Source organism: Bacillus sp. EU52 (genome assembly GCF_037964975.1).
GTDB lineage: Bacteria > Bacillota > Bacilli > Bacillales > Bacillaceae > Bacillus > Bacillus subtilis.
On record NZ_CP150177.1, the window covers coordinates 1,264,028 to 1,281,357 of the forward strand.

The window sequence follows — 17,330 nt, forward strand, 5'->3', positions numbered from 1 at the left end:
GGAGGCAATAAGGGTGCAGAAGCTGAATAAAAATGTGTACGATCACTATACTCAGTATCCAGAAAAAATTCTCCAATTCGGAGAAGGAAACTTTCTTCGGGGATTTATCGATTGGCAGATTGATCAATTGAATCAACACACTGATTTTAATGGGAGTGTGGTGGTTGTTCAGCCAAGGGGTTCAGAAAAAATCAAACGATTAAATGAGCAAGATGGATTATATACGCTTTTTTTACAAGGAATGAAAGATGGAGAAGCGGTAAACGAGCATATGATTATCAACTCAATCAGCCGGGGAATTGACCTGTTTTCTGATTATGAAGCATACAAAGAATTGGCATCAAGCGAAAGGCTTCGGTTTATCATCTCCAACACCACTGAGGCTGGGATCGTATGTGATGAAAAAGATCGTTTAGAGGATAGGCCGCAAAAAACATTCCCTGGGAAATTAACTGCATTTCTCTACTTCCGCTATCAGGCTTTTAAAGGAGATCAGACAAAAGGGTGTGTCCTAATCCCATGTGAGCTGATCGAGAAGAACGGTGAAAAGCTGAAGGAAACGGTTCTTCATTATGCACATCTGTGGAAGCTGGGGGAAGGATTTACACAGTGGCTTCATGAGGCCAATACATTTTGTAATAGTTTAGTAGACCGGATTGTTCCGGGTTTTCCCGTCGACAGCATTGATGAGATCACGGCGGATCTTGGCTATCAGGATGATTTGATAGTTGTGGGAGAGCAATATTATTTATGGGTTATCGAGGGGCCTGATTGGATTGGAAGAGAACTTCCCTTTGCGGCTGCAGGGCTCCATACAAAGATCGTCAGCGACCTCACCCCATACCGGACTAAAAAAGTAAGGATTTTAAATGGCGCTCATACAGCAATGACGCCAGTGGCTTTATTATACGGCTTAAAAACTGTTAGGGATGCTGTCGAGCATCCGGAAGTTGGGCGATTTATAAGAGAGCTGATTGACGACGAAATTCTTCCTGTTTTAAAAATGGAAGGTCTTTCTCAGTATGCTGACGATGTGCTGAACCGTTTTAAAAACCCGTATATTAAGCATTACCTGGAAAGCATTGCATTGAACTCCGTTTCCAAATTCAAAACGAGAAACCTGCCGACTCTTAAGGAATATGCTGAACAAAAGGGACAGCTTCCTGAACGCTTGGTGTTTTCTTTCAGTGCTCTTCTGTATTTTTATCATGATAACGAGACATTGCAGGATGATCCGGCAGTTCTTCAATTTTTCAAAGAGGTTTGGTGTCAGGAGGATGGCGACATGCTTCGGATTGCATCAAGAGTGTTAGGCGAACAGCGGCTGTGGGGGGCAGATCTCAATGAGATACCGAAGCTGACTGATAGAGTCGCTGTTTACTTGAATCATATTCATGAGCTGGGCATGCAGAGGGCTCTTGAACAATACTGCATACAAGGGGGAGAGGTACGTTGAAGTCGTTTATAAAGATTCATAAGCAAGATAATGTCCTTCTTGCTCTGCGGGATATTCAAAAGGGAGAGAGGCTGCATGCTTACGGCGTGTCGATTGAAGTAAAGGATGATATAAAAAGAGGCCATAAGATTGCATTGCAGTCTATCAAAGAAAACGACAGCATCGTCAAGTACGGGTTTCCAATCGGTCATGCATCACAAGATATCTCGATCGGAGAGCATATTCATGTCCATAATACGAAAACAAACCTGTCTGATATCCAATTATACAGCTATACACCGAGATTTGATGAAAATCCGTATTCTAATGAGAACCGGACGTTTAAAGGTTTTAGAAGAGAAAACGGAGATGCGGGTGTACGGAATGAATTGTGGATTGTCCCAACTGTCGGCTGTGTCAATGGAATAGCAGAAAAAATGCTGCAGCGTTTTGTCAGAGAAACAGGGGATATCGCTCCATTTGATAACGTACTGGTGTTAAAGCATCAATACGGATGCTCGCAGCTTGGCGACGATCATGAAAATACGAAGCAGATCCTGCTGAATGCCATTCGCCATCCAAATGCCGGCGGCGTCTTGGTGTTAGGGCTTGGCTGTGAAAACAATGAGCTGGCAAGAATGAAGGAAGCACTGCAAGATGTGAACTTGAAGCGGGTGAAGTTTCTGGAATCCCAGTCGGTGACCGACGAAATGGAGGCAGGCGTTGCTTTGCTGAAGGAAATTCATGAAGCGGCCAAAGGAGATAAGAGAGAAGACATTCCGCTGTCTGAACTGAAGATCGGGCTGAAATGCGGAGGTTCGGACGGTTTTTCCGGCATAACCGCAAACCCGCTGCTTGGACGTTTTTCAGATTATCTCATTGCACAGGGAGGGAGTACTGTGCTGACGGAAGTACCGGAAATGTTCGGCGCAGAAACCATCCTGATGCAGCGGGCTGCCAATGAAGAAGTGTTTCATAAGATAGTCGATTTAATCAATGATTTCAAACAATACTTTATTAAACATGATCAGCCGGTGTACGAAAATCCTTCACCGGGCAACAAAGCGGGCGGCATTTCTACACTTGAGGATAAATCGCTGGGCTGTACGCAAAAAGCGGGGATTTCTCCTGTCACGGATGTCTTGAAATACGGTGAAGTACTCAAGACAAAAGGGCTGACTCTTTTGAGCGCACCGGGCAATGATTTGATCGCCTCCTCCGCATTGGCGGCTGCCGGCTGCCAAATTGTCCTCTTTACAACGGGAAGAGGCACGCCGTTTGGCACCTTTGTCCCGACGGTGAAAGTAGCGACAAACACCGAGCTGTATGAGGCGAAGCCGCATTGGATTGATTTTAACGCAGGCCTTTTAGCAGAGGATGATGTTCATGAGGAATATGTGCTGCGTGAGTTTATCCACTATATGATTGAGGTGGCAAGCGGCCAGCTTGTGAACCATGAAAAAAATGATTTCAAAGAACTCGCCATTTTTAAATCGGGTGTGACGTTATAATAAGAAAAGGCTATCCTTCAAGCGGATAGCCTTCTTCATTAAATCAATTTTAAACCGCTGACTAAAATAATGGACGCCATAATAAATTGCAGTGGACGCGGGGAGAATCGAGGCGAAAGATGGCTCCCGATCAGTACGCCGGGAATTGAACCGAGGAGCAGATTAGCTGCCAGCATGTAATCCACGCTTCCGAAGCTTGCGTTCAAAATGCCTGCTGCCGTAACAAGAAGAAAAGCATGCGCGATATCGGTTCCGACAATCTGTGACGCTTTCATGTTAAATAAGTAAATCATGGCGATTGCAAATAATGAGCCGGACCCGATTGATGTTAATCCGACGATAAACCCAAACACAACACCAATAAGAATTGTCAGCGCCCTCTTATTTTCAAGCGGCATCAGCTGCCAGCGGTTGGGGCGAAGTTTTCTATCCAAAAACAAACGAACGATGATTGAAATGGCAACCAGCGTTAACACATATCCTAGAGCGTGCTTAATAATTTCTTCCTGATGCTGGTGAAAGGCGGGGAACAAATGCAATATGCCAATGGCTAGCGAAGCACTCGGAATACTGCCGATGGCTAAGTATTTTACCAATTTAAAGTTAATCGTTTTCTGCCGCCAATGGGAGGCAACGCCAAACAGCTTTGTGATCGAGTTATATACAAGATCCGTACCGACCGCGATGGAAGGATTAATTCCAAGCACAATTAAAAGGGGAGTTAATAAGGCCGCTCCACCCACTCCCGTCAATCCGACTAAGGCTCCGACAAACAAACCCATCAATATGATGCTTACACTCATGATAAAGGCCTCCTGAAAACCCGACTATTTTTATCAGATTATATATGATTAGGACGCGTTAATCAATTAAATTTTTTGAATTTTTGCACGTTAGTTGCTTGAAATTTTGGTATGCTCAATATCTCTATTCATTTGCCCTATAATGAGTGTCTGGACGAAATCGAGAAGTACTAAAGGCGCAAAAAAAAGATACCTCTTAACAGGTATCTTTTTTCTTGTTTACGCTACATGCGCTGCTGATAGAAAGGAAGCTCAGTGTGGCCCATTTCCCGCACATACACGAACAGGTTGCCTTTATGGTGAATTTCATGCTCCATTGCAAGCTGAAGCAGCGCGCGGCCTGTGACTTTTCTGCCGAAAGCGGATGTCAGATCAATTTCTCTGTCCAGCTGCTCTTCAGTCAGCTGTTCAAGGATAGCGACCGTTTTTTCTGTATATGTTTTTGCCAGAACATTGAGATCTGTTTCTGTTTCTTCCTGCTTGTTTTGAAATGGTGAGGCATTGCCTTCCTTAATGACATTTGCGAACAAGTGGAAAGACGTAAGAATGTGTTTGACCAGCTCTTCTGCTGACATTGATGTTTCTGCCGGTTTGTAGCTGTAATGGTCTTTGCTGATTTTTTCGGCAAGCTCATTGGTCACGTTTCGATGGGATAAAAAATGGCTGACAATTTGATTGGATTGGCACATTATGATCTCCTCCATATGTAAAAATAAATGGTGCAATGAAATCCTATATCAACGGTTATGAATTCACAAGTAATATGCTGTGGGATGAAACAAAATGCTATGTCAATCGTATATATAACGTTCACAAAACATGAAATGGAGTATAAACATGACTAACATACCTTTCATTTATCAGTACGAAGAAAAAGAGAATGAAAGAGCTGCGGCGGGCTACGGCACTTTCGGTTACCTTATCACACGGATTGAAGAAACGCTTTATGATCAATACGGTGTATTCTATGAGCTCTATGCCAGTGATGATCCAAATACGGAATACTGGGAGCTTCTTGTAGAAGATGTCCGCAGCGGTTCATTGGAGCCTGAGCATGTGGCATATATATTTGAAAAGCTTGAAAAGAAAACCTTTGCTTACGATGAAGATGAGAAAGAACCGGATTATACCGTCCATAAGTCTATAAGAAACAGTGTATACGCGTATCCTGAAAAGGGAGTTGCTTTTGCCAGAATTCCATATTTTCAAGATGGGAGCATTATGAGTTTTGATTGTCTGTTTGCGGTTAACGATGAAAAGATGCGTGCATTTCTGGAGGGAGTCAGACCGCGTCTTTGGGAAAAAAGCAAGCGGAAAGTGACCGTGTTTACGGATGTAGATGGAGGGACTTCAAGAGAGCAGGAAGCCATTGTCAGAGAGGTTCAGCGGAGTCAAGTCATCATGAATCCGCTATTGAAAAAAGAGATATACAGATCAATTGATCAGTTTTTTCATAGTGATAAATCGTTTTATCAAACATATGACATCCCTTACAAGCGCGGCATTCTGTTATATGGACCTCCTGGAAACGGAAAGACGACGTTAGTGAAGTCGATCGCAGGCAGTATCGATGCACCTGTTGCTTATTGGCAAATTACTGAATTTACGTCGAGCGAGACAATAGAAGAAGTCTTTCAGGCAGCGAGACGCCTCGCTCCTGCAGTTCTGGTCATCGAGGATATAGATTCGATGCCGGAAGATGTGCGGTCCTTTTTTCTCAATACGCTGGACGGCGCGACATCAAAAGAGGGGCTATTTCTCATCGGTACGACAAACTATCCCGAAGAGATCGATCCAGGTTTGATGAATCGTGCAGGACGATTTGACCGTGCCTATGAAATCGGGCTTCCGGATGAAGAGCTGCGGCTGGAATATATGAAAATGAGAGGCTTTGGCATCTTTTTGAGTGAAGGAGAAATAAAAAACGCCGCAAAACTTACAGAAGGCTTTTCCTTTGCACAGCTGGGAGAATTATATGTATCTTCAGCCCTTCAATGGCACCAAGAAGGGAATCACCATATTGAAACCATGGTGAAAGACATGACAGGAGAGCAAAGAAAAAGCCAGCGGGGAAGCTGGATGGAAAGAAACAAAGTCGGTTTTCACTAAAAGAAAGCACGGGTGTTTGAAAAACCCGTGCTTTTTTGTTGCGGTTAGCCGAAATTCGACAATTGCGGTTATTTTGCGTTCTTCTTTTTCTTGTAAATATGATAAAATATGACATATCTCGGGTAATTCAAAAGGGGGGATTAATTGAGGATGAAGCAGACGATTCCGTCCTCTTATGTCGGGCTTAAAATTAATGAATGGTATACTCATATCCGGCAGTTCCACGTCGCTGAAGCCGAACGGGTCAAGCTCGAAGTAGAAAGAGAAATTGAGGATATGGAAGAAGACCAAGATTTGCTGCTGTATTATTCTTTAATGGAGTTCAGGCACCGTGTCATGCTGGATTACATTAAGCCTTTTGGAGAGGACACGTCGCAGCTAGAGTTTTCAGAATTGTTAGAAGACATCGAAGGGAATCAGTACAAGCTGACAGGGCTTCTCGAATATTACTTTAATTTTTTTCGAGGAATGTATGAATTTAAGCAGAAGATGTTTGTCAGTGCCATGATGTATTATAAACGGGCAGAAAAGAATCTTGCCCTCGTCTCGGATGATATTGAGAAAGCAGAGTTTGCTTTTAAAATGGCTGAGATTTTTTACAATTTAAAACAAACCTATGTTTCGATGAGCTACGCCGTTCAGGCATTAGAAACATACCAAATGTATGAAACGTACACCGTCCGCAGAATCCAATGTGAATTCGTTATTGCAGGTAATTATGATGATATGCAGTATCCAGAAAGAGCATTGCCCCACTTAGAACTGGCTTTAGATCTTGCAAAGAAAGAAGGCAATCCCCGCCTGATCAGTTCTGCCCTATATAATCTCGGAAACTGCTATGAGAAAATGGGTGAACTGCAAAAGGCAGCCGAATACTTTGGGAAATCTGTTTCTATTTGCAAGTCGGAAAAGTTCGATAATCTTCCGCATTCTATCTACTCTTTAACACAAGTTCTGTATAAACAAAAAAATGACGCCGAAGCGCAAAAAAAGTATCGTGAAGGATTGGAAATCGCCCGTCAATACAGTGATGAATTATTTGTGGAGCTTTTTCAATTTTTACATGCGTTATACGGAAAAAACATTGACACAGAATCAGTCTCACACACCTTTCAATTTCTTGAAGAACATATGCTGTATCCTTATATTGAAGAGCTGGCGCATGATGCTGCCCAATTCTATATAGAAAACGGACAGCCCGAAAAAGCACTTTCATTTTATGAGAAAATGGTGCACGCACAAAAACAAATCCAGAGAGGAGATTGTTTATATGAAATCTAAATGGATGTCAGGTTTGTTGCTCGTTGCGGTCGGGTTCAGCTTTACTCAGGTGATGGTTCATGCAGGTGAAACAGCAAACACAGAAGGGAAAACATTTCATATTGCGGCACGCAATCAAACATGATGCATAAAAAAAGACCCTTAGGGGTCTTTTTTATTTCTTCAGCTTCCATTCTTTTATCGTCAGCTCAGAAGATCCACTTGCCACCAGCGGATCCGCATGGCCGATTTCCGCTGCCTCTTCCAGTGAATCTGCTTCGATGACATACGCTCCGCCTGTGGCGTCGCTGAATGGCCCAAACATTTTTAAACGTTTTTCTGCCTGTAAACGATCCAGAAATTCATAGTGCCCAGCCACATGCTCCTGATTAAATTTCTCCGTTCTCATTGTCAGCATTAAATATGTATACATATTCAGACCCTCCGTGAACTTCAGTTTAACACATTTATCCATATTACGGTGATAGATGATATGAGCTTTTCGTCCTACGAATGCCACCTATTTATGAAAAAAGAAAAGGAGAGATGATAGGTGAGCATTCCAGTAAAGAAAAATTTGGTTTCTGAGGCGAAATACGCGTTGAAGTGTCCTAATGCAATGTCCGCTGAATACATTACCATTCACAACACGGCAAACGATGCATCAGCGGCCAATGAAATCAGCTATATGATCGGGAACACAAGCTCGACAAGCTTTCATTTTGCGGTCGATGATCAAGAGGTGATTCAAGGTCTGCCGCTTAACCGAAACGCTTGGCACACTGGTGACGGCACAAACGGTCCGGGAAACCGCAAATCAATCGGTGTTGAGATTTGCTACAGCAAATCGGGAGGCCCGAAGTATGAGGCAGCTGAAGCCTTGGCGATTTCATTTGTTGCACAGCTGTTGAAGGAGCGCGGCTGGGGCATCGATCGGGTGAGAAAGCATCAGGACTGGAGCGGAAAGTATTGCCCGCACCGCATTTTATCAGAGGGGCGCTGGGATCAAGTGAAGGCGGCGATTGAAAAGGAATTAAACGGGGGCGTATCAGCGAAAAAAGCTGCAGTCTCTTCTTCGGCGTCTGAATATCATGTAAAAAAAGGTGACACACTGTCAGGGATTGCCGCATCACACGGGGCCAGTGTGAAAACGCTGCAAAGCATAAATCATATCACTGACCCGAACCACATCAAAATCGGACAGGTGATCAAACTGCCTCAGACGGCATCTGCTTCTAAAAGCCATGCCGCATCCTCATATCCGCTCCCATCCGGCGTGATCAAAGTGACAAGCCCGCTGACGCAAGGGACAAAAGTAAAGCAGGTGCAGACTGCTTTAGCCGCTCTTTATTTTTATCCTGATAAAGGAGCGAAAAATCACGGCGTTGACGGCGTTTATGGCCCGAAAACAGCTAATGCAGTGAAACGTTTTCAGTCTGTCAGCGGTTTAACGGCTGATGGGATTTACGGTCCGAAAACGAAAGCGAAGATGGAGGAAAAGCTGTAAATGAAAAGACGGAAGCTGTGAAGCTTCCGTCTTTTCGCCTTACATACAAACTGCGGCAAGCACCTTTTGAATATCATAAATGCTTTCATCTTTTTTAAACTGCTTTGAGACAGCGGGAAGTTCCGCGCCGGAGATCCAAATTTTCAGCTCTGAATCAAGGTCAAAGCGGCCGGCAGTTTCCACGCTGAATCTGGAAATGCTTTTGTACGGAATCGATTGAAATTCCGTTTTCTTGCCTGTAATTCCCTGTTTATCTACAAGGATAAGCCGCTTGTCAGTAAAGACAATCAAATCGCGAACCAGCTTAAACGCGGCTTCAACCTTCTCACCCTCAAGTAAAATATGGGCAAGCTCTTCTTGCACAGCTGCCGTTGACAGTGTTGATGCATTGCCGAGTAATCCATCAATAAACCCCATCATATACCTCCTCTGCGTATTCTATCAAATCATACTATAAAAAAGGTTTTCATTCATAGATGAGTAGAGTAAACTGGTGCTGACTGGTAAAGGGGGGCGTTCAAGATGGAAGATATGTATGACAGCTTTGCGGCCCTTTCTGCTTCTGAGTCGGAGTACCGGATTATTTATGAGGAGAAAAACGGAAGTGAGCTTATCGTCCTCGGTCCTCACGGCGGCAGAATTGAGCCTGGCGTCAGTGAACTGGTGCGGGCATTTTCGGATCGATGTTCCATCTATTTGTTTGAGGGTCTAAAGCAGCGAAACAACCGTTCCTTGCATCTCACTAGCATTCGTTTTGATGAGCCGCTGGCTTTAGAAAAAGTGAATGACCACCATTACGCATTAGCGTTTCACGGGTATTATGATCCGAAAATCCCGCATACATTGGTCGGCGGGGCGGATCGTAAAAAAGCCAAGCTCATTTGTGAGCGTCTGAATGAAGCGGGTTTTAGCGCCGAGCTCACTAATGAGAAAGACCGCCTGGCAGGTGTACACCCAAACAATATTGTCAATCGGACGAAAAGAGAAATGGGACTGCAATTGGAGGTAAGCACGGCACAGCGAAATGCGCTATTCCGCAATTTTGGGTGCCGTGATAAAAGCTACATACAAAACGATTTGTTTGATCGATATGTGGAAGCCGTCAAGCTTGGCTTTTATACATAAAACTAGACGGGACCTGCACGGTTGGCCTATTCCTTCATACGCTGGGGTTGTGCGAAAGTGTGGGGAGGAATGATTCATGTTTTATCATATAAAAGAGCTTCAATATCAAGCAAAGCCAGCTCATCCCGATCCGGTTTATGCGAAAAAACTTCAAGAGGTGCTCGGCGGCCAATTCGGTGAAATTAGCGTCATGATGCAGTATTTGTTTCAAGGGTTTAACTGCAGGGCGGATGCTAAGTATAAAGATTTGTTATATGATGTGGGGACCGAAGAGATTGGGCACGTAGAAATGCTGGCAACGATGATTTCCAGGCTTCTGGACAATGCACCCGCGGATGTACAGGAGGATGCTTATAAAAGCAATCCCGCTATTGCAGCAGTCATGTCAGGGATGAACCCTCAGCACGCGATTGTGTCCGGATTGGGGGCGATGGCATCAGATAGTGAGGGCTATCCGTGGAATGCAAAATACATTATCTCAAGCGGAAACCTGCTGGCCGATTTTCGCGCTAACTTAAATGCGGAGGCCCAAGGACGCCTTCAGGTGACACGGCTTTATGCCATGACCGATGATCCAGGGGTAAGAGATATGCTGTCATTTTTGATTGCAAGGGATACCTATCATCAAAATATGTGGTACGCGGCCATTAAAGAGCTGGAGGAAAGAGAACGGGATATTGTCGTCCCGACGACGTTTCCGCGTGAGCTCGAAAAGCAGGAAGTCTCCTATGACCTGTTTAACTTTTCCAGGGGAGATGAAAGCTCACAAGGAAGATGGGCACATGGGGAAGCCTTTGACGGCCGGGGTGAATTCAGGTATATCCCGGCTCCGATTGCGTTCGCATCTGCGCCTCATCTTAAACCGGCGCCCATGTGGCTGCATAATACAGTTCCCCCAATGTCGAAATGTTAGGTTCTCTTCTGGGCTGAGGAATATATCCTCAGCCCGTATTTGATCAGATGTTTTTACCAATATGATATAACGCTTTTTCCTCAGCGACCTGCAAGTGCTGCTGATCGCCTTCCTCGTACGCATTTGGCCGCTTGTGAGATAATAAATAAGCGAGCCGCTTCTGAAATTGAATACCTGCTTTACGCCGTTCAAACATGTCAAGCCGTTTATCAGCAAATTCCTTTGTTACCCGGAATACCGCCGCAATTGTGGCGAGTGCCTGGCTTCTCCATTGCGGCAGTTCCATCTGCAACAGCATAAAGGTTGGCACACAGAAGTGGTACATAAATTGATTTGCCTGGAATTCCTGAAGCTCTCTGAAGAGCTTGTTCATCTGAAAATGATTGCCTGCATGCTTTAACACGTGGCACAGCTCATGGCCAAAATCCTCCCATTGCTCTTCCCGTGACTTTTTTTGGTTCAATACGATACTGTACATGCCGTCGTATTTCACCATCATGCTCCCCATATCCTCAAAATGCACCCAAATATCCAGATCCTTTGCGATTTTCAGCATGTCAATGTGATGAGGGGATGTGATGCCCAGCCGGCCGTATAAATTTTTAACGTATTCCTCCAGATGTGATAAGTAATCGCCCAATTGAATACTCCCTTTCGAACGTTTGTTCTGTTTTTAGCGAGAAAGAAAAGCCCGTATAGGACTGGAAGGTAGTGTAGAAATCTTTCCCTTTTCTTTAAAAAATAAACACTTTTTTCTTTATATCGGTCTACTTTTTATATGTTTTAGAGAACAGAGAACGATTTATTTATTTTTCGGTTTGCGGTTTTTCTCTTTTTCTTTTAAATAGTTGATAAATTCGATGGCCTGCTGTTTGCTTTCTGGGGAAAAATCCTGCATATCGCGGTATGCAAGCTGCAGGTCCGGATCTGAGAACATATCGTCATCGGATTTTTTGTCTTTCCCCGTTAATAAGTAATCAGTCGTTACTTGAAAGTAATCAGCCAGCTTTTGGAGTGTGTCGTAATCGGGTTCGCTTCGCCCGTTTTCATAGTGGGAATATCGTGCCCGTGACACACCGATGTGTGATGCGATTTCTTCCTGTGTCCTTTTCCCTCTGAGACTCTTCAATCTGCCGCCTATCATACTATGACCTCTCTTTTTTAAACTCCCTACGTTACTTATGATTATAGATACAAAATGTATCAAAATAAAGTTATGATAAAAAAAGTATCAAAAATAACTTGATGATACAGAATGTATCGTTTATACTTGGTAACATCCGATACAAAATGTATCAAAAAAGATCAGGAGAGTGATCACATGTATCCGATCCAAATCGTTTTTAGTGAAAATCCCATAGATCAGCGCCATCTCGGACAATCCGGCGGCACCATTTCGTTTACCGCATGCGGCCTTCCGGTGTTTCACTTTGAAACGCAGGAACAGTTTCAAGCATACATGATGTTAAAAGGAGAAGCGGCGTACAATGAAAAACGATAAAAGCTATCCTTTTCCGACGTATTCAGGGTTGTTGAATTCAGAACATTATGACAAAATTGGCCCGGCGTTATGGCTGTTTCTCTGGTTTATCAGCTCAACAACAAAAGAAATCGAAAAAGACGGCGTAAGCTGGGGCATCGTACTCGGCCATAAGCCGTTAAAAGCGAGAGAAATGGCGGCAGTCTTCGGCGTAAGTGAAAAAACCGTCAGAAGATGGCTGGAGCTTCTCGAAAACCATGATTACATAAAGGCCGTCCGTGCGCCATACGGACTGATGATTTCGGTCAAGCATTCAAAAAAATTCAGCTTCAGATCGGACAATACTGTACACGGGAGTCTAAAAGAACGGCCATTTTCGCCGCAGACACCGGACACAAACGACCGTACAGATATAGATAAAACAAACAAATATACTGCTGCTGATGATGCAGTGGATCACATTGCGAAGCGGTTTACACAATTACGGTCGGCTCAAGAAGGACGCACCGTGTATCCTTCCTCAAGAGATTATCAAGCCATCGCCCGCATTGTTGCCATCGGCGTTCCTGTCACGCAAACAATCAAATGGCTTGAAGAATGCTTTCAGGCTTTTGAAAACCGGCGGACCGCCGCTTCTGAAACAATCAAGGCTTTTCGCTACTGCTCGAAATTCATTGAAGATCGATTTTTCGCGCAGCAAGCCAAAAAGAATGCCGCAATTCAGCATGAGAGGATGAAAAAACATGACAAAACGAACAATCGAACAGATTTTGGACGAGCTGAGAAGAGGGAGACGTCCATTACTGGCGGACAAACCGGCCGAATCAGACGCAAGCAGGTATGATTGCCTGCGCTGCAAGGATCAGGGAGGTTATCTCGTCAGGCAGAATGGCCTGGAAGTCTGGACGATGTGCAGCTGCATGGCAGAACGAAAAGTGAAGCGGCTGCTGGGTGCAAGTGAGATTACCCACGCTTTCAGACAGCTCGGCTTCAAGGAATTCCGCACGGAGGGAAAGCCGCAGGCCATAAAAGACGCATTTGAGTGTACAAAAGAGTATGTTGCCGATTATGAACAAATCAAGGATTGCCGAAAAAACAGCATTGCCCTTTTAGGACAGCCCGGATCAGGGAAAACACACCTTTTGACCGCCGCAGCCAACGAATTAATGAGAACATGCTATGTGCCTGTCATTTATTTTCCGTTCGTGGAAGGCTTTACTGATCTGAAAAATGATTTTGCCCTATTAGAAGCGAAGCTGAACCGGATGAAGCAGGCGGATGTGCTGTTCATTGATGATCTGTTTAAACCGGTTAACGGCAAACCCCGCGCTACAGATTGGCAATTAGAGCAAATGTATTCGGTACTCAACTATCGCTACTTAAATCATAAACCGATTTTGCTTTCGAGCGAGCTGACAATTGAAGGACTTGTACGGGTCGATGAAGCGCTCGGCACGAGAATCTATGAGATGTGCAGTGACTATTTAGTGATTATCAAAGGAGCAGCCTACGAGCTTAACCATAGATTGGAGGGCGTCAGATAATGTGTAAGCTTTGTCAAACAAAGAAAGTCATTGTGGAACATACCGGTATTGGAGTTGTTTTTCATCCATGTCCGAACTGCCGGTCCGGCACTGACTTAACGCCTGTCATTCAAAAGCTGGAGCAAATGCTGACAGCGGGAAAAGCGAGGCTGAATATCTATGATTAAACAGCTGACTGCTCTAATCGCTTTGCTGTTTCGGGCAAAGCGAACAGAAAAAAACATTGAACAATGGTATAAGGACGACGGGAAGTGAAAGTGTTGGCAAAGACAAAACAGGCAGAGAAAAGCCCTGCGCCGTGGCGTGCTGTCCCGTGCGGGGATACGAAACCGATCTATATTTATTCAGCTTACAGTGAAGAAGAAAAAGAAAGATTTCCGTACTCAAACGGGCGGCTGATTGCAGCTGTATTTGACCTCAGCTCTTATTCGCAAAAAAGCAATGCCTCTTTGATGGCCGCTGCGCCTGAATTGCTGGAAGCGTCTAAAGCAGCACTTGATTTTCTGAAAGGGAATTCTATTCATTCAAAGGAGCGTATCATTCAGCTATTAGAAAAAGCTGAAGCAAGCGCTGCACCGAAAAGGGGAGGAAATAAAACATGATTCATCCGAAAAAACTGCTGCATATCGATTCCGTCACGCTTAAGAGCCAGCTGGAGGACGGGAAAATCCGTGTCATTATTGTGGACGGCATCAAGCAAGAAGCATGGATCACAGAAGCGCCAGAGCATGGAAAAACGCTCGTCGAAACAAGAAAGGGCGATCTTGCTCGTGTGGAATTTGAAATCGGCTACAAATTAAATTAAAGCGAAAACAGAATACGTCCAAGACGGAAAGCCTGCGGACACTGATCAACTGCACAGCATTTGTGCGTTGATTGGTGTCCGTTTTTTATTTGCCAAAAATGAGGAGGATCATAGAATGCAAGACTTACTATTTGAATATAAACGCACGCTCAAACAAACAAGAATACAATATAAACCGCTCGCTGAGGCAGATGAATCCGTGCTCTCAGCTGAAGAGCTGAAGGATAAAAAAATCATCAGAAATATGATTACTGATCTTGAATATGTAACAGAATGGCTTGAAAAAGGAAGGCAGCCCGGCATCAGACGGGCGATTGACCGGCGTGATGTTTACCAGCGGCTGATGATCAAGGACCCGAGAATCATCGAATCATTTTCCAGCGCTATGATGTTTGAGCCGGACGGACAGGTATCAGAAGAAGACAGAGATAGAATTCGAGAAGCATTAGCCCTGTTAACGGACAGAGAAAAGGAAATGTTTTTGCTGCATAAGGTAGAATGTTTTTCTTATGAACGGATCGCCGATCTTCTCGGCGTAAAAAAATCGACAGTGCAAACGACGATTAAACGGGCGAGTTTAAAGATGCAAAGACAGCAGGAAGAAATGAATCGATCACTTGCCTGAAAGCTTGTCATACGTTTGCCACCTATAAGTGAATAGAGCATGACACTAAGCGGCTGGCTGATCAGCCGCTTTTATGAATAAACAACCATGCTGGAGGTGGCGGTGATGCAGTAGCATGAAAACACAACAGCGCGAACAAGCATTAGCAATCTATCAACAACATCAAGGAAAGATCACAAATCGGGCGATTGCGGACACAATCGGTGTTTCCGCGAAAACAATCGGCATCTGGAAAAAACAAGACAAATGGAAAGAGGCGCTGTTTTCTGCGTCCAAAAACGAACAAAAACAGCGCCCTATAAACAACGATGAATTAAATGAACGCCAGCGGCTGTTTTGCCTGTATTACGTCAAAAGCTTCAATGCCACACAGTCAGCAATCAAAGCGGGCTATTCTCCGGACAGCGCTCATGTGACGGGCAGCCGACTCTTAAAAAACGAAAAGGTCGCTGCTGAAATTAGACGCATTAAAAAAGAAATGGTCAATGAAATGTTTATTGAAGCGATGGATGTGCTGCAGGTTTATATCAAGATCGCGTTTGCGGATATTACGGACTATGTGACCTTTGGAAAAAAAGAGGTCCAGGCTGTCGGGAAATCGGGTCCGCTGTTTGATGAAGATGATAATCCGATTATGAAGGAAATCAGCTTTGTCGATGTCAAAGACTCCGGGCTCGTTGATGGCACCATTGTAACGGAAGCAAAGCTTGGGAAAGAAGGCATTGCCATCAAGCTTGCAGATAAAATGAAGGCGCTTGAGAAGCTATCCTTATATTTTGATTTGTTTCCAGATCAATTTAAACAAAAAATTGAAAATGAGAAATTGAAGCTTGCCAAACAAAAAGCGGAGAAAACAGATGACAGCCAGGAGCCGATTGAAATTATGATCAAACGAAAAGAGCGCAAGTCATGATTGTAAAAGAAATCAACCCTCATTTCGAAGATTACGTGTTCAATTGGGAGCAGACGTACCAGTTTCTTGTCGGCGGCTACGGCTCATCCAAAAGCTATCATACCGCATTGAAAATCGTGCTAAAGCTGCTGAAGGAAAAACGGACGGCCCTTGTGATCCGGGAGGTGTTCGATACCCATCGGGATTCGACCTTCGCCTTGTTTCAAGAGGTGATCGAAGAGCTCGGTCTCACAAAGGCCGTGGCATCTCTTTCTTCCCCGCTGCAGCTGCGATTTCACAATGGCAGCCGGATCATGTTCAAAGGAATGGACAATCCGGCAAAATTAAAATCGGTTCATAACATTTCATTAATATGGATTGAAGAGTGCTCAGAGGTGAAGTATGAGGGGTTCAAGGAGTTAATCGGACGTCTTCGCCATCCTGAGCTAAAGCTTCATATGATCTGTACCACCAATCCCGTCGGCACCTCCAATTGGACGTATAGGCATTTTTTTCGGGATGAACGCAAGAAACGGTTTGTGCTGGATGACAGCGAACTTTACGAAAAGCGGACGATTGTAAAGGGAGATACGTATTACCATCATTCCACCGCTAACGACAATCTTTTTCTCCCGGAAAGCTATGTGAAACAGCTTGACGGACTCAAAGAGTATGATCCCGACCTGTACCGGATTGCCCGAAAAGGACGATTCGGCGTCAACGGGATCAGGGTGCTGCCGCAGTTCGAGGTACTCCCGCATGATCAAGTGAAAAAATGTATCGCAGCCATCAGCAAACCAATCTTTCGTACAGGTATGGATTTTGGATTCGAGGAATCCTATAATGCCGTCGTCCGGCTTGCTGTAGATCCTGAAAAAAAATACCTCTACATTTATTGGGAGTATTATCAAAATAAAATGACAGATGATAGGACGGCTGAGGAGCTGCGTGAGTTTATTGAGACACAGGAATTGATCAAAGCCGACTCGGCTGAGCCGAAAAGCATTCAATATTTCCGCCAGCAGGGCTTTCGGATGGTTGGAGCCAGAAAGTTTCCCGGCTCCAGGCTTCAATATACCAAAAAGGTAAAACGGTTCAAAAAAATCTTCTGTTCGGACCGCTGTGAAAATGTCATCTATGAGCTCAAGACACTTACGTATGCCAAAGATAAAAACGGAGCTCTGATTGAGGATGAATTCACGATTGACCCGCATACGCTTTCTGCCATTTGGTATGCGCTTGATGATTATGAGGTTGCTGATATGAAAGAGACAGCACACAAACGAATGCGGCCGAACCGAGAAAGGAGGAGGTCATAAAT

The 17,330-nt window shown here is 44.4% G+C and carries 23 protein-coding genes; 17 read left to right on the top strand and 6 right to left on the bottom strand.

The genetic code is table 11. From position 1 onward, the window contains the following. Positions 1–13 precede the first annotated feature (13 nt). Together NSU05_RS06570 and NSU05_RS06575 are read left to right on the top strand one after the other, a co-directional pair. Positions 14–1,456: a tagaturonate reductase gene (locus NSU05_RS06570; RefSeq protein WP_029726236.1), complete on the top strand. Its 1,443-nt coding sequence runs from the start codon at positions 14–16 to the stop codon at positions 1,454–1,456. Beyond that, positions 1,453–2,946 (top strand): UxaA family hydrolase, encoded by a 1,494-nt coding sequence (locus NSU05_RS06575; RefSeq protein WP_003245409.1) that lies wholly within the window; start codon positions 1,453–1,455, stop codon positions 2,944–2,946. The genes NSU05_RS06570 and NSU05_RS06575 overlap by 4 nt, the downstream gene beginning before the upstream one ends. Before the next feature lie 38 nt (positions 2,947–2,984). On the opposite strand, the gene NSU05_RS06580 is transcribed toward NSU05_RS06575, so the two are convergent. Both NSU05_RS06580 and NSU05_RS06585 read right to left on the bottom strand, forming a co-directional pair. Continuing rightward, complete coding sequence (locus NSU05_RS06580; RefSeq protein ID WP_003245643.1) at positions 2,985–3,749, bottom strand: sulfite exporter TauE/SafE family protein; 765 nt, start codon at positions 3,747–3,749, stop codon at positions 2,985–2,987. A 224-nt stretch (positions 3,750–3,973) separates the two neighbouring features. Next, a complete protein-coding gene (locus NSU05_RS06585) occupies positions 3,974–4,438 on the bottom strand; it encodes a DinB family protein (protein WP_003245144.1) in 465 nt (154 codons plus the stop codon). A gap of 148 nt (positions 4,439–4,586) precedes the next feature. Between NSU05_RS06585 and yjoB the strand changes: the two genes are divergently transcribed. The 3 genes from yjoB to phrA all read left to right on the top strand — a co-directional run bounded on the left by yjoB (position 4,587) and on the right by phrA (position 7,263). After that, on the top strand, positions 4,587–5,858 hold the full coding sequence (gene yjoB / locus NSU05_RS06590; protein ID WP_038428822.1) for an ATPase YjoB: 1,272 nt from the start codon (positions 4,587–4,589) through the stop codon (positions 5,856–5,858). Positions 5,859–6,002: 144 nt separating this feature from the next. Next, positions 6,003–7,139 carry a response regulator aspartate phosphatase RapA gene (gene rapA, locus NSU05_RS06595; protein ID WP_010886491.1) on the top strand — a complete coding sequence of 379 codons (1,137 nt, stop codon included), beginning with the start codon at positions 6,003–6,005 and terminating at the stop codon, positions 7,137–7,139. Then, positions 7,129–7,263 carry a phosphatase RapA inhibitor PhrA gene (phrA, locus tag NSU05_RS06600; RefSeq protein WP_003245487.1) on the top strand — a complete coding sequence of 45 codons (135 nt, stop codon included), beginning with the start codon at positions 7,129–7,131 and terminating at the stop codon, positions 7,261–7,263. The genes rapA and phrA overlap by 11 nt, the downstream gene beginning before the upstream one ends. A gap of 30 nt (positions 7,264–7,293) precedes the next feature. Here phrA and NSU05_RS06605 read toward each other — a convergent pair whose 3' ends face one another. Beyond that, complete coding sequence (locus NSU05_RS06605) at positions 7,294–7,551, bottom strand: YciI family protein (protein ID WP_003232731.1); 258 nt, start codon at positions 7,549–7,551, stop codon at positions 7,294–7,296. Positions 7,552–7,671: 120 nt separating this feature from the next. Between NSU05_RS06605 and NSU05_RS06610 the strand changes: the two genes are divergently transcribed. Further along, positions 7,672–8,625 (top strand): N-acetylmuramoyl-L-alanine amidase, encoded by a 954-nt coding sequence (locus NSU05_RS06610; RefSeq protein WP_003244876.1) that lies wholly within the window; start codon positions 7,672–7,674, stop codon positions 8,623–8,625. Between the two features lie 39 nt (positions 8,626–8,664). Here the strand turns inward: NSU05_RS06610 and NSU05_RS06615 are convergent, their stop codons facing one another. Beyond that, positions 8,665–9,042 (bottom strand): PH domain-containing protein, encoded by a 378-nt coding sequence (locus NSU05_RS06615; RefSeq protein ID WP_003245254.1) that lies wholly within the window; start codon positions 9,040–9,042, stop codon positions 8,665–8,667. Positions 9,043–9,147: 105 nt separating this feature from the next. Here NSU05_RS06615 and NSU05_RS06620 point away from each other — a divergent pair, with 105 nt between their 5' ends. Further along, positions 9,148–9,750 (top strand): poly-gamma-glutamate hydrolase family protein, encoded by a 603-nt coding sequence (locus NSU05_RS06620; protein ID WP_003244789.1) that lies wholly within the window; start codon positions 9,148–9,150, stop codon positions 9,748–9,750. Between the two features lie 76 nt (positions 9,751–9,826). Then, positions 9,827–10,663: a manganese catalase family protein gene (locus NSU05_RS06625; RefSeq protein ID WP_003245071.1), complete on the top strand. Its 837-nt coding sequence runs from the start codon at positions 9,827–9,829 to the stop codon at positions 10,661–10,663. A 43-nt stretch (positions 10,664–10,706) separates the two neighbouring features. Here the strand turns inward: NSU05_RS06625 and NSU05_RS06630 are convergent, their stop codons facing one another. Continuing rightward, positions 10,707–11,303: an ImmA/IrrE family metallo-endopeptidase gene (locus tag NSU05_RS06630; protein WP_003232721.1), complete on the bottom strand. Its 597-nt coding sequence runs from the start codon at positions 11,301–11,303 to the stop codon at positions 10,707–10,709. Between the two features lie 162 nt (positions 11,304–11,465). Continuing rightward, positions 11,466–11,807, bottom strand: coding sequence for an HTH-type transcriptional regulator Xre (gene xre, locus NSU05_RS06635; RefSeq protein ID WP_003232719.1), 342 nt, complete (start codon positions 11,805–11,807; stop codon positions 11,466–11,468). Positions 11,808–11,984: 177 nt separating this feature from the next. Here xre and NSU05_RS06640 point away from each other — a divergent pair, with 177 nt between their 5' ends. The 9 genes from NSU05_RS06640 to NSU05_RS06680 all read left to right on the top strand — a co-directional run bounded on the left by NSU05_RS06640 (position 11,985) and on the right by NSU05_RS06680 (position 17,328). After that, complete coding sequence (locus tag NSU05_RS06640; protein WP_003232712.1) at positions 11,985–12,164, top strand: hypothetical protein; 180 nt, start codon at positions 11,985–11,987, stop codon at positions 12,162–12,164. Then, a complete protein-coding gene (locus tag NSU05_RS06645; protein WP_003245799.1) occupies positions 12,151–12,987 on the top strand; it encodes a phage-like element PBSX protein XkdB in 837 nt (278 codons plus the stop codon). The genes NSU05_RS06640 and NSU05_RS06645 overlap by 14 nt, the downstream gene beginning before the upstream one ends. Continuing rightward, a complete protein-coding gene (locus NSU05_RS06650; RefSeq protein WP_010886492.1) occupies positions 12,887–13,687 on the top strand; it encodes an ATP-binding protein in 801 nt (266 codons plus the stop codon). Before NSU05_RS06645 ends, NSU05_RS06650 begins: the two co-directional genes overlap by 101 nt. After that, positions 13,687–13,854 (top strand): hypothetical protein, encoded by a 168-nt coding sequence (locus tag NSU05_RS06655; protein WP_003245588.1) that lies wholly within the window; start codon positions 13,687–13,689, stop codon positions 13,852–13,854. The genes NSU05_RS06650 and NSU05_RS06655 overlap by 1 nt, the downstream gene beginning before the upstream one ends. Before the next feature lie 84 nt (positions 13,855–13,938). Beyond that, a complete protein-coding gene (xkdD, locus tag NSU05_RS06660; RefSeq protein WP_003245290.1) occupies positions 13,939–14,289 on the top strand; it encodes a phage-like element PBSX protein XkdD in 351 nt (116 codons plus the stop codon). After that, entirely contained in the window at positions 14,286–14,492 is a 207-nt protein-coding gene (xtrA, locus tag NSU05_RS06665) for a phage-like element PBSX protein XtrA (RefSeq protein ID WP_003244900.1), read from the top strand. The genes xkdD and xtrA overlap by 4 nt, the downstream gene beginning before the upstream one ends. Positions 14,493–14,607: 115 nt before the next feature. Continuing rightward, positions 14,608–15,117 (top strand): sigma-70 family RNA polymerase sigma factor, encoded by a 510-nt coding sequence (locus tag NSU05_RS06670; RefSeq protein ID WP_003245797.1) that lies wholly within the window; start codon positions 14,608–14,610, stop codon positions 15,115–15,117. Between the two features lie 115 nt (positions 15,118–15,232). Then, entirely contained in the window at positions 15,233–16,030 is a 798-nt protein-coding gene (gene xtmA, locus NSU05_RS06675; protein WP_003244697.1) for a phage terminase small subunit, read from the top strand. Next, the gene (locus tag NSU05_RS06680) at positions 16,027–17,328 is read left to right on the top strand and encodes a PBSX family phage terminase large subunit (protein ID WP_038428823.1); all 1,302 of its coding nucleotides are present in this window, start codon (positions 16,027–16,029) and stop codon (positions 17,326–17,328) included. The genes xtmA and NSU05_RS06680 overlap by 4 nt, the downstream gene beginning before the upstream one ends. Positions 17,329–17,330 lie beyond the last annotated feature (2 nt).